An 11770-nucleotide genomic window follows, 5' to 3' on the forward strand; every position below is an offset into this window, starting at 1 on the left:
GTCAGACCATCTGGCGTTCGGCCAGGGCCTCTGCCTCGTCGACGGCCCGCGTGTGGTCGTCGAGGTCCACGAGCATCGCGACCGCGTCGTCGATGATCTCGGCGTCGTTGGTCCGCACGCCGTAGAGGAGCCACCGGGCCAGCGCGAGCTCACCCGCGAGCAGGGCGCGGTCGACGAGGTGCGGGTCGATGAGCTCGGTGCGGCGCAGCTGGTACGCCTCCATGATCGAGTCGGCGGCGTCCGACGGGGACGCGACGAGCAACCAGGCGAGGTCGTCGGCGGGGTCGGCCACGCACGCGTCGCCCCAGTGCAAGATCCCGGTGACGGCGTCGCCGCTGACGAGGACACGATCGACGCTCAGGTCGCCGTGCACGACGGTCGGACGGAACCGCCACAGCGCGACGTCCTCGAGTCGGGACTCCCAGCGGCGCAGGAGCGCGGGCGGCACCTTGCCCGTGCGTGCGGCCTCGTCGACCTCGGCCTGGCGACGCTGCCGGTAGGCCGACGCGTCGTACACGGGCAGGCCGGCGTCCTCGACGATGCTCGTCGGAAGCTCGTGCAGCGCGGCCAGCGCCCGACCGAGCGAAGCGGCGAGCCCGGGGCCGGGCTGCAGGTGCTCGAGGCCGAGCGACTGGCCGGGGATCTCTGCGTGCACGGTCGCACGGCCGCCCTCGGGGAGATGAGCGAAGCCCGCAGGCACCGGCAGGGCGAACGGCAGGCGTCCGGCGGCGACCTCGGGGGCCAGGAGGCTCAGGAGCACGACCTCGGCCTCCAGTGCCGCACCCGCCGCGGGGTGCTGCGGCGCGCGCACGACCCAGCGCTGCCGGGTCGAGTCGATGACGACCGCCGTGTCGTAGTCGGTGCCGGGCCGGGCCGGTCGACGGACGTCGAACGCGTCGAGGCCCGGCACGGCAACAGTTGCCAGTGCGGCCAGGGCGAGGGGGGAGCGAACCACGCGCCCAGGATAGGAGCGACACGCCGCCCAGCCCGGGGAGCCGCTCGGCGTGTCCGCGCCCGATTCGTCCGTTTGGCTCGATCTTGTCCGGGTCGGAAGCCGTGCCGCCGCGTAGCGTGACGCCGTGATCGTTTCCGACGACCTGCCGTTGTCCCGTGCCGAGATCGACCGTGCCGCGCTCCGCCGGGGCCACCAGGACGTCGTCGCCGAGGCTCTTGCCGACCCCTCGACGCGCATCCTGCTCGTGCGCGGCGGGTCGATCGGCACGTCCCCGGAGCGGGCAGTCGCGTACCGGTCGGCGGCGGAGGTCGCCGACCTGCCCCAGGTCGACGAGGCCGAGCCCGAGGCCGACTGGCTGCTGCTCGGAGAGGATGCGGCGGGCGTCACGTACCTCGCCCGGCGGGTGCCGGAGCTGGACCCGTTGCCCCTGACGGGCGAGCCGTCCGACGTCCTCGTGCATCGCCACTCCTCGACCGAGCGCACCGGGTGGACGTCGCTGCGCGAGCTCGGCGCAAGCCTGGACGGTGCGGCGGCGGGTCTGGCGACGACCGCGGTCGCGCTCGACGCGTGGCACGAACGGCACGTCCGGTGCCCGCGGTGCGGTGCGGCGACGCAGGTGCGCCAGGCGGGGTGGACGCGCGTCTGCGTGGTCGACGGCTCCGAGCACTACCCGCGCACGGATCCCGCCGTGATCATGGCGGTCGTGGACGCCGACGACCGGATCCTGCTCGGTCACGCCGCGCAGTGGGCGCCCGGGCGCTGGTCGACGCTCGCGGGGTTCGTCGAGGCGGGTGAGTCCCTCGAGCACGCGGTCAGGCGCGAGGTGCTGGAGGAGACCGGCGTCGTCGTCGGTGAGGTGTCCTACCGGGGTAGCCAGCCCTGGCCGTTCCCCGCGTCGCTGATGCTCGGCTTCCGCGCGGTGGCGGAGTCGACCGACGTCGCGGTGGACGGGGTCGAGCTCACCGAGGCGCGCTGGTTCTCGCGCGGCGAGCTCGGCGCGGCAGTGGCCAGCGGCGAGGTCGTCGCGCCGGGCCGCACGTCGATCGCGAGGGCGCTCGTGGAGGAGTGGTTCGGCGGCCCGCTATAGCGCGGCTCGCTCTAGGAGAGGCGCTGCTTGACCTGCAGCAGCGACGGGTTCGTCGCCGCGGAGCCGTCCGGGAAGATCACCGTGGGGACCGTCTGGTTGCCGCCGTTCAGCGACGCGACGAGCTCAGCAGCGTCCGGGACGTCCTCGATGTCGATCTCCGTGTAGCCGATGCCCTCGGAGTCCAGCTGCGTCTTGAGCCGACGGCAGTACCCGCACCAGGTGGTGGAGTACATCGTGATGGTGCCGGCTTCGGGCAGGGTCTGCGTGGTCATCGGTCCTCGGTCGCTCGGTGGTGGATCGCACAGTGACAACGTGCGAGACGCACGTTCGATTCCCGACGAGTGTCGTCCACAACCCGTGCCGACGTGTCGGTCCGGGCTGCGAGACTGGGAGCGATGTCCTCCGAATCCCTCCTCGACGCGCTCGACCCCGAGCAACGCGCCGTCGCGACGACGCTGCGGGGCCCGGTCCGCGTGCTGGCGGGTGCCGGGACCGGCAAGACGCGCGCGATCACTCACCGGATCGCGTACGGCATCCACGTGGGCGCGTACCGCCCGGGCAACGTCCTCGCGGTGACGTTCACCGCCAGGGCTGCGGGGGAGATGCGGACCCGACTGCGGTCGCTCGGCGCCTCGGGTGTGCAGGCCCGGACGTTCCACGCCGCGGCGCTGCGCCAGCTGGGCTTCTTCTGGCCGAAGGTGGTGGGTGGTGCGCCGCCGCGCATCCTCGAGAAGAAGCTGCAGGTCGTGGCGCACGCTGCGCAGCTGGTCGGCGTCGAGACCGACCGCGAGAGCGTCCGTGACCTGGCGTCGGAGATCGAGTGGGCGAAGGTCTCGCTCGTGACGGCCGACGACTACGAGAAGGCGGCCGCCGCGACCGACCGGCCGGCGCCGGGTGGCGTCGACCCGCAGGCGGTGGCCCGACTCATGACGGCCTACGAGACCGCGAAGGACCAGCAGGGTGTCATCGACTTCGAGGACGTCCTGCTGCTGCTCGCCGCGATGCTCGCGGAGCGACGTGATGTCGCGGACTCGGTGCGTGAGCAGTACAAGCACTTCGTCGTCGACGAGTACCAGGACGTCAGCCCGCTCCAGCAGTACCTGCTCGACCAGTGGCTCGGAGGCCGCGACGAGATCTGCGTGGTCGGCGACCCGAGCCAGACCATCTACTCGTTCGCCGGAGCCACGGCGCACCACCTGACGGCGTTCACGGCGTCGTACCCCCGGGCCACGACGGTCGAGCTCGTGCGCGACTACCGCTCGACGCCGCAGGTGGTCGGCCTGGCGAACCACATCATGCGCAAGGCCGACGGTCCGGCGCCCCTCGCGCTGCGGGCGCAGCGCCCCGACGGCCCCGACGTCTCATTCGTCACCTACGCCGACGACGAAGCGGAGGCGGCGGGGGTCACCGCGTCGATAGCGTCGCTGATCCGTGGCGGTCTCTCGGCCGCCGACATCGCGGTGCTGTTCCGGACCAACGTGCAGTCGGAGGCGTTCGAGGCGGCTCTCGCGGACCGGGGCATCGGCTACCAGGTGCGCGGCAACGCCCGGTTCTTCGACCGCGCCGACGTGCGAAAGGCCCTGGTCCTGCTGCGGGGAGGCGCTCGCGGCGCGGATCCTGAGGTTCCGATGACCGAGTCGGTGCGGGACATCCTGCGCTCGGCCGGCTGGACCGAGAAGCCGCCCGAGGGGCGTGGCGCGAGCCGTGAGCGCTGGGACGCGCTGCAGGCCCTGGTCGGGCTCGCGGACGTCCTCGCCGCAGCCCCGCCGGCCGGTGCACCGGCGACGGTCGCCGATCTGGTCGCCGAGCTCGACGAACGTGCCGCCGCGCAGCACGCGCCGACCGTCGAGGGCGTCACGCTGGCGTCGCTGCACGCGGCCAAGGGTCTCGAGTGGGAGGCCGTGTTCCTCGTCGGCCTCTCGGACGGGCTCCTGCCGACGTCGCAGGCGCAGAACGACGCCGCGATCGCCGAGGAACGCCGGCTGCTGTATGTCGGCGTCACACGCGCGCGTGAGCATCTCGAGCTCTCGTACTCGCGGGCTCGGCACCCGCGTGCCCGTGCCTCGCGCAACGTCTCGCGCTTCCTCACCGACCTCTGGCCGGGGGAGCGCCGCACCGTGAAGGTTCCGACGGACACGCCGGAGCCCGACCAGCGGGACGTCGATGCCCTGACCCGGTGGCGTGACGCCCGCGCTGCCGAGCTGCGGCGGCAGCCGGGGTCACTGCTCACCACGGCGACCATCCGCGCGATCGCCGAGCGCCGTCCCGCCACGCTGGAGGAGCTCGGGCAGGTGCGCGGTGTCGGGCCGAAGATGCTCGCGGACCTCGGCGAGCAGCTCCTCGAAGCCTTGCGGACACCGGTCCGCTGAGCCCCGGCCGGCTTCTCGGCCCGGATTGTCGCGGTTCTTGGGGCCAGATCCGAGATGGCAGAAACTCGTCGAAGATTTCTCGTTAATTCGGTTGTCCCCCTGCGGAACCCCGTCCTAGGGTGACGATGTCCCTGTTGATGGGCCGTGCCGAGAGGCGCGGGCCCGAGGTAGAAGGAGGTGGGTGCCCTGATGAACATCAAGCAGATCCAGACGTCGAACGCCGTTTGCGCGTTCCTTCCGCGATCTCTCGCGCCCATCTCCGGTTGGTACCAGGGGAGCGCTCTGCCCACGGGCGGCGCCTTCGTGCCGACGACGGGCGAGAAGCGTCGTATGGCTATCGATCCCCGCACGCACAGCACCCGGACTCTCATGATCTGACCCTCGACGAGGGCACAGGCCGCGGAGTCCGAACTCGGACCCGCGGCCTTTCTGTTTCTCCCGATGAACTCCGGGGAGAGCGAAGGCGTCGGTCCGGCACTGACGCAAGACGCTCACCAGCAAGGACATCAGGAGGACATCGTGCGGCTCACGACGCTGCTCGACACGGTGAACCAGGGCGGATCCGGACCTTGGCCCCTCACCGACAGCATCTCGACCACCGACGACGGTTCGCAGTTCGACCAGCTCGTCGCGGACTTCATCCCGTGCCGGTCGAACGACCCCGAGCTCTGGTTCGCCGAGCGGACCGCCCAGGTGGAGCAGGCCAAGGCCCTCTGCCGGGAGTGCCCGCTCATCGAGGGCTGCCTCGCAGGCGCGCTCGAGCGGGCCGAGCCCTGGGGCGTGTGGGGTGGAGAGGTCTTCATCGGCGGTGTGGTGGTCGCGACCAAGCGTGGTCGTGGACGCCCCCGCAAGGACGCCGCCCCCGCAGCCTGATGGCTACGGGACAGGCGGCAGGGCGGTGCACCCGCAGTCGGGGTGCACCGCCCACGTGCGTCGGTGCGGCACGGCGTCAGGCGCAGCGATCTCGTACGTCACCCCCGGTGTCGGGCCGGTGACCCCGTCCAGGTGCGCGAGCACCGCGGCGGTACCGAGGCCGGAGGCGACGCACGAGGTCACCGCGGGCTCGTCGGCTGCCCCAGCCGTGCAGAGCTGACCCAGAAGGTCCGGCCAGGCGGGGTCGCCCTCGGTGCGGTGCAGGTCCAGGCAGCGCAGGCACGGGCCGTCACCAGGGACGACGAGCGGGCCGACGACCGTGTCGGCCTCGCGCACGACGATCGAGAGGTGCGGCGTCCCGGTCGCGACGAGGGCGGACCCGCGATCAGGGTCAGCGGCGTCGGTCTCGACGATCACGACGATCTCCGGCGGCCGCACCGACTCCGTCGACACGCGCGGTGCCACGTCCCGCAGCAGTCGCGCGGCCACCGAGGTGCGCGCCGAGCCGACGTCGGTCCAGCGATACCCGGTCGGTCCGACATCGACGGGGCGGACCGGTCCGCCGTCGTCGAGCAGCACCGTCCCGACGCCGGCCGAGGCGAGCCCGGCCGCGATCCCGAGCCCGGTCGGACCGAGTCCCAGGACCGCGACGACCCGCCGCTCGCGTGCCTGGACGATCGTCGGACCATCGGCGCCCGGACGCAGCAAGGACAAGACCTGCGCGTCGACCACCGCCGGTCCGGCCGGCACGGTGCCGCCCGGACCTTCCTGCGTGAGCCGCGCCTGGGTGAGCAGGTCGGCCAGCACGGGATCAGCCGTGAGCAGCTCGGGAAGCTGCTCGGCGTCCGTGGACGGAAGGTCGGTGAGCCGTACGGCCCACCGTGGGTCGGTGCCGACCTGGATCTCCGTCGCGGTCCGACGCACCACTCGGAGCCCATCGCGCAGTCGCATCGCAGGACTCTGGCACCCGGCCGCCCAGCGCGTCGGCCGTCGTCCACAGGTCGCCGGGCTGCACGGCTCGGCCAGTCACCAGCCCCCGGACATGCCGAAGGGCACCGTCCGTACGAACGATGCCCCGTGGCGCAGAGCTGGTGCGGTCAGGCCTTGCCGAGGATCCGGTTCAGCTTCGTGCCGCAGACCGGGCAGACGGCCTTGGCCATGCGCCGACCGGACTCCGAGATGACGACGTCGCCCTCGGCCTCGCGCTTCTCCTTGCACTTCACGCAGTAGAACTCGCCTGCATACGTCTCAGCCATGGTGGCCTCCCTCGGTGTCGTGCACCGGACCGGGGATCCGCCGGCCGGCGGCCGGGCGTGGTGGAAGCACCGACGCCCGCGCGACGATCACAGTAGTGGCCGAACGGGCTCAGATCCGCGAGATCTCGCAGGACTCGCCGGGCGCGCACAGGTGAAACCCCGCATGTGGGGCACGCGCGCTAGCGTTCTCGTGTGCCGTCCACGCAGGACCTGTCGCAGGTCGAGATCCGCCGGTCGCGCAAGCGGGTGCGCACGGTGTCCGCGTGGCGCGAGGGCGACCGCACGATCGTTGCTGTCCCCGCACGGTTCACCAGGGCGCAGGAGAACGAGTGGGTCGAGCGCATGCTCGCCCGCCTGGACGCGCAGGAGCGGCGCCGCAAGCCGTCGGACGTCGAGCTCGCGGCGCGGGCGCTCGACCTGTCGACGCGCTACCTGGGCGGCCGCGCGATCCCGAAGAGCGTGCGCTGGTCGACCAACCAGGGGCGGCGTTGGGGTTCGTGCACGCCGTCCGACGCGACGATCCGGATCTCCGACCGCGTGCGCGGGATGCCGCGCTGGGTGCTCGACTACGTGCTGCTGCACGAGCTGGCCCACCTGCTGCACGCGGGGCACGGGCCGGAGTTCTGGGCCGAGCTCGACGCGTACCCCCGCACCGCACGTGCGCGCGGCTTCCTCGAGGGGTACGCCTACCGCTCGGACCGCCCCGGGAACGAGGCTGCCGAAGGCGGCGAGCCCGAGGTGGACGGGCCCGGCTTCGACGACGACGAGGACGCGGTGGTCGACGCCGACTCCGGCAAGGGCCTCGACGAGGAGTTCAGCGAGACCCTGTTCGGCACCGAGGCCTAGCGGCGCGTCACGCCCGGGGGTCGGGGTCCGGACCGGCGTCCGGGTCCTCGCCGAAGATCTCGGCCAGCGCGCGGTCGACCTCCGCTGCGTCGTCCACCGCGGTCGCGCGGCGAGCGGCGTAGCCGGACGGGTCGTCCAGGTCCTCGGTGCTCGGCAGCAGGTCGGGGTGGTCCCAGACGGCGTCACGCGCGGTCGCGCCGTTGTCGCGCGCGATCTGGGCCCACAGCGCGGCGGCGTCCCGGAGGCGGCGGGGCCGCAGCTCGAGCCCGACCAGGTTGGAGAAGGTCTGCTCGGCAGGACCGCCGGCGGCGCGACGACGACGGATCATCTCCCGCAGCGCCATCGTGTGCGGCAGGTGCGGCAGCGCCGCGTTCGACGCGACCTCGTCGACCCAGCCCTCCACGAGCGCCAGCGACGTCTCCAGGCGCTCGAGCGCGGCGAGCTGCTCGGGAGTGGTGTGCGGCGCGAACACGCCGCCGGAGAGTGCCTGCTGGAGCGCCTCGGCGTCGGTGGGATCGATCGCCGAGACGGCCTCCTCGAGCTGGTCGACGTCGATGGTGATGCCGCGGGCGTAGGCCTCGACGGTGGACAGCAGGTGCGAGCGCAGCCACGGGACGTGCGTGAACAGCCGCGTCGCCGCTGCCTCGCGCACCGCCAGGAACAGGCGTACCTCGTCGATCGGTGCGTCGAGGCCCTCGGCGAACGCGTCGACGTTCGCGGCGACGAGCGCGGGCGCGGGCTTGTCGAGGAGCGGCAGGCCGATGTCGGTGGTGCCGAACACGTCGCGGGCGAGCGTGCCCGCGGCCTGGCCGACCTGCATGCCGAACACGGCCGACCCGAGCTGACGCAGCAGGTGGGCGGGATCGAGGCCGGGCAGCTCCTGCTCACCGAGGTCGAGCGGCAGGGAACCGCCGAGCGCGTTGACGAGAGCACTCGACAACGACGACGCGACGGGTTCGGTCAGGGTGCGCCACGTCGGCAGGGTCGCCTCGACCCACTCGGCGCGACTCCACGCGTGCGGCGCTCCCGTCGACGGCGGCAGGTCGGTCGCGGCGTCGAGCCACAGCTCGGCAACCGCCAGCGCGTCGAGAACCTGCTTGGTCTGCCCCGACGTCAGCGAGGGGTCGCCGCCGACGGCGGCCTGCTGGCGGGCGAGGTCGTGGGCCATCTGCCAGTTCACCGGCTCGTCGCCGGAGGCCGACAGCAGCGCCTGGACCTGCGCCACCACCTGCTGCAGCGCGGCCGGGTCGTCGGGCAGACCCGAGGCGGCGGCCATCGCGGCAGGATCGAAGCCGCGCTCCTGCAGCTCGCGGATCGCCTCGTCGGCTCCCTCGCCCAGCATGGCGCGCATCATCTGCTCCCAGGCAGGGACGCCGTCGCCTGGCACGGCCGAGCTGTCGGGGCTCACGTGGACCTCCTGGAACGCCTTGTGTAGGTCGACCTGCGACGATATGGGCGGGCTGCGATCCACGGTAACCACGCAGCCAGGAGATCGGGGAACGGTGAAGGAGCAGGTTCGCTCAGGGCGCAGCCCGAAGCGTGGTGCGGTGAGCGCGGACGTCGAGCCGTCGAGCACCGACGTCGGGCCGGCCGGTGTCGACGAGGTCGTCGTCGTCGGGCGGGGTCCGGTCGCGCGAGCGGTCGCTGCCGGCTGGCCCGGCGTCGTGCGCACGGTCGACGAGCTTCCGGTGCACGGCGCTCGGTTGAGGCTCGTCGGCGCCTCCGTGGTGGTGCTCGTCGGGCACTCGGGGGAGCAGGAGGTCGTCGGGACGCGCGGTCAGCGGGACAGGCAGGCCGACGTCGTCGCGCACACGCAGCGGACCCTGGCCGCGGCGCGAGCGGTCGGCGTCCGGCACCTGGTCGCGATCTCGTCGGCCGTGGTGCACGGTGCGTGGCCCGACCGCGCGGAGATCCGGGACGAGGACCCCGTGGCAGCAGTCGACGAGGCGTCGCGCGACGGTCTCGTCGGCGACCTGCTCGCCATGGAGGCGGTGCTCGAGCGCGGTGCGAAGCGGGCAAGACCGCTCCTTACGATCCTGCGGCCCGCGGCCCTTGCCGGCCCGGGTGTCGACACGTTCGTGACGCGGCACTTCGAGGCGCCGCGGCTCCTCACCGTGCGGGAGGCGACCAGGGAGTGGCAGTTCGTCCACGTCGAGGACCTGGCGTCCGCCGCTCGGTTCGCGGTCGAGCACCGGCTCACCGGGACCCTGACCGTGGGCGCCGGGGACGTGCTGACTCCCGAGCAGGTCGAGCGGGCGTCCGGGATGCGTCGGATCGAGCTGGCCGCGACGACCGCATTCGGCACGGCCGAGCGTCTGCACAGGGTCGGCGTACTGCCGTCGCCTGCGGCGGAGCTGGCGTTCGTCGTCTACCCGTGGACCGTGGCGTCGGACGGCCTGCGCGCGGCGGGGTGGGCGCCGACCTGGACGAGCGCGGCGTGCCTCGACGTGCTGCTCGAGGGCGTGCAGGGCCGGGTGGCGGTGGCGGGTCGGCGGCTCGGCACGCGCGATGCCGCGGCGATCGGCGCGGCGGGCGCCGCCGTGGCGTTCCTGGGCACAGCCGCGGTGTGGCGGCAGGCCCGCGCGCGGCGGGGACGTTGACGAACGCCGGGGTAGGGGATGATCGGGGCGTGCTCGAGCAGCCCCCGGTGCCGTCGGACCCCGAGATCGGTCCGCCGTACGCGTACGACGAACCCGCCCAGCGCGCGAGCCCGCGCTCGATCATGCTCTCCGTCGGGATGCTGGCCACCGCCGTGCTCCTGGCCGTGCTGATCGTGCTGCCGACGCCGTACGCGGTGAACAGCCCGGGTCCCACGCGGGACGTCCTGGGGGAGCACGACGGCACACCGCTCATCCAGATCAGCGGCGCCGACACGTTCCCGACCACGGGGGAGCTGCGCCTGACGACCGTCTCGGGCACCGGCGGTCCCGGGTTCCCGTCGACCATCCGTGACGTGATCGACGGCTGGTTCTCGACGTCGTCGGTGGTGCTCCCGGTCGAGACGCTCTACCCGCCGGACGCGTCGCAGGACGAGATCGACGAGTCGAACAACGCCGAGATGGTCTCCTCCCAGGAGAACGCGACGGTCGCCGCACTCACCGAGCTCGGGTACGAGGTTCCTGCCACGCTCGCCGTGGCGGGCACCGTCGAAGGGACGGACGCCGACGGCAAGGTCGAGGAGGGCGACGTGATCGTCGCGATCGACGGGATCACGGTGCCCGACTACACGACGCTGCTCGACCACCTGGCCGACGTCGAGCCGGGCTCGACGATCACGTTGACGGTCAAGCGGCACGGCCAGACCGTCGACGTCCCGATCATCACCGGTACCCGGGACGACGGCACGGCGCAGATCGGCATCTACATCGACCCGACGTTCGACTTCCCGGTCGACGTGACGATCAGCATCGACGACATCGGCGGCCCCAGTGCGGGCACGATGTTCGCGCTCGGCATCGTCGACAAGATGACGCCGGAGGACGAGACGGACGGCAAGGACATCGCCGGCACCGGCACCATCGACGTCAACGGCAAGGTTGGTCCCATCGGCGGCATCCGGCAGAAGCTCGCCGGCGCGCAGCGTGACGGGGCGACGTGGTTCCTGGCTCCGTCGTCGAACTGCGACGAGGTGGTCGGGCACGTGCCGGACGGACTGAGCGTCACGAAGATCTCGACCCTGGCCGAGGCCCGGGCCGCGATGATCGCGATCGGCGCGGGCACGACGGACGACCTGCCGACCTGCACGGCGCCGTAGAGGCTCCGTCGAACGGGGTCAGTCGAACGTCGAGAACACCGCGGCGACGAGTCCGGGCACGAGGTCCGGCCCCTGGCCGACCTGCTCGGCGTCGTCGTTCGCGCGCGTCCGCACCGCGCACCATGACGGCCCGCCACGCAGAGCGCCGACGACCAGCCGCACGTCCTGACGCTCGGGGTGGGCGAGCAGGTACTCCAGCGCTGCCGACGCCTCCTTCGGCATCGCCTCCTCGGCGGCCGGCGGGAGCACGACGCGCTCGACCGTGACGGCCATACCGTCGACCGTCTCGGGCCACGAGAGTCCGGCGAGCAGGGTCTCGAGATCAGGGGCCGCGGGCAGGTCCTCCTGCTCGATCGACGTCAGGTGCCAGGGGTGGGCGGTCGCTGCGGCAAGGACGGCCGGGTCGAGCTGCGACGCGAGCCCGGGCTCGGTGAGCAGCGCCTCCTGCGTGCGGACCAGCGCGAAGACGCGGACGGGTCCGTCCCACCCGGCGTCGGCGACGTGGCGCTCGATCTCGAGGACGGACTCGGCGAGGGCAACGCGAGCGGGATCCAGGACGGGTTCGGTCACGGCCCTATGGTCGCACTCGAGCGCGTCGGGACTCGAACCGGTAACGGCGGGAACTGGCGC

General features: G+C 72.8%; 13 protein-coding genes. 7 read left to right on the plus strand and 6 right to left on the minus strand.

The window, feature by feature from the left end:
• Position 1 precedes the first annotated feature (1 nt).
• Entirely contained in the window at positions 2–955 is a 954-nt protein-coding gene (locus AC1DPN_RS04030; protein WP_477083409.1) for a phosphotransferase, read from the minus strand.
• Positions 956–1079: 124 nt separating this feature from the next.
• On the opposite strand from AC1DPN_RS04030, the gene nudC reads away from it, so the two are divergent.
• On the plus strand, positions 1080–2042 hold the full coding sequence (gene nudC / locus AC1DPN_RS04035) for an NAD(+) diphosphatase (RefSeq protein WP_477083410.1): 963 nt from the start codon (positions 1080–1082) through the stop codon (positions 2040–2042).
• An 11-nt stretch (positions 2043–2053) separates the two neighbouring features.
• On the opposite strand, the gene AC1DPN_RS04040 is transcribed toward nudC, so the two are convergent.
• Positions 2054–2314 carry a mycoredoxin gene (locus AC1DPN_RS04040; RefSeq protein WP_477083411.1) on the minus strand — a complete coding sequence of 87 codons (261 nt, stop codon included), beginning with the start codon at positions 2312–2314 and terminating at the stop codon, positions 2054–2056.
• Between the two features lie 123 nt (positions 2315–2437).
• Between AC1DPN_RS04040 and AC1DPN_RS04045 the strand changes: the two genes are divergently transcribed.
• From AC1DPN_RS04045 to AC1DPN_RS04055, 3 genes are all read left to right on the plus strand, one after another.
• Positions 2438–4411, plus strand: coding sequence for an ATP-dependent helicase (locus AC1DPN_RS04045; protein WP_477083412.1), 1974 nt, complete (start codon positions 2438–2440; stop codon positions 4409–4411).
• A 189-nt stretch (positions 4412–4600) separates the two neighbouring features.
• Positions 4601–4789 carry a hypothetical protein gene (locus AC1DPN_RS04050; RefSeq protein WP_477083413.1) on the plus strand — a complete coding sequence of 63 codons (189 nt, stop codon included), beginning with the start codon at positions 4601–4603 and terminating at the stop codon, positions 4787–4789.
• Positions 4790–4930: 141 nt separating this feature from the next.
• Positions 4931–5284 (plus strand): WhiB family transcriptional regulator, encoded by a 354-nt coding sequence (locus tag AC1DPN_RS04055; RefSeq protein ID WP_477083414.1) that lies wholly within the window; start codon positions 4931–4933, stop codon positions 5282–5284.
• A 3-nt stretch (positions 5285–5287) separates the two neighbouring features.
• Here AC1DPN_RS04055 and AC1DPN_RS04060 read toward each other — a convergent pair whose 3' ends face one another.
• Positions 5288–6235 (minus strand): ThiF family adenylyltransferase, encoded by a 948-nt coding sequence (locus tag AC1DPN_RS04060; protein ID WP_477083415.1) that lies wholly within the window; start codon positions 6233–6235, stop codon positions 5288–5290.
• Positions 6236–6381: 146 nt separating this feature from the next.
• Complete coding sequence (locus tag AC1DPN_RS04065; protein WP_175348182.1) at positions 6382–6540, minus strand: DUF5679 domain-containing protein; 159 nt, start codon at positions 6538–6540, stop codon at positions 6382–6384.
• 192 nt (positions 6541–6732) lie between these two features.
• Here AC1DPN_RS04065 and AC1DPN_RS04070 point away from each other — a divergent pair, with 192 nt between their 5' ends.
• Positions 6733–7386: a SprT-like domain-containing protein gene (locus AC1DPN_RS04070; RefSeq protein WP_477083416.1), complete on the plus strand. Its 654-nt coding sequence runs from the start codon at positions 6733–6735 to the stop codon at positions 7384–7386.
• Positions 7387–7393: 7 nt separating this feature from the next.
• Here the strand turns inward: AC1DPN_RS04070 and AC1DPN_RS04075 are convergent, their stop codons facing one another.
• On the minus strand, positions 7394–8794 hold the full coding sequence (locus AC1DPN_RS04075; RefSeq protein WP_477083417.1) for a zinc-dependent metalloprotease: 1401 nt from the start codon (positions 8792–8794) through the stop codon (positions 7394–7396).
• A 139-nt stretch (positions 8795–8933) separates the two neighbouring features.
• Here AC1DPN_RS04075 and AC1DPN_RS04080 point away from each other — a divergent pair, with 139 nt between their 5' ends.
• Together AC1DPN_RS04080 and AC1DPN_RS04085 are read left to right on the plus strand one after the other, a co-directional pair.
• Positions 8934–9986 (plus strand): NAD-dependent epimerase/dehydratase family protein, encoded by a 1053-nt coding sequence (locus AC1DPN_RS04080; protein WP_477083418.1) that lies wholly within the window; start codon positions 8934–8936, stop codon positions 9984–9986.
• 29 nt (positions 9987–10015) lie between these two features.
• Positions 10016–11140, plus strand: a complete 1125-nt coding sequence (locus AC1DPN_RS04085) for a YlbL family protein (protein ID WP_477083419.1) — start codon at positions 10016–10018, stop codon at positions 11138–11140.
• An 18-nt stretch (positions 11141–11158) separates the two neighbouring features.
• On the opposite strand, the gene AC1DPN_RS04090 is transcribed toward AC1DPN_RS04085, so the two are convergent.
• Positions 11159–11710 (minus strand): PPA1309 family protein, encoded by a 552-nt coding sequence (locus tag AC1DPN_RS04090; RefSeq protein ID WP_477083420.1) that lies wholly within the window; start codon positions 11708–11710, stop codon positions 11159–11161.
• Between the last annotated feature and the right edge of the window lie 60 nt (positions 11711–11770).

This window comes from Cellulomonas sp. P4_H4 (genome assembly GCF_056400865.1).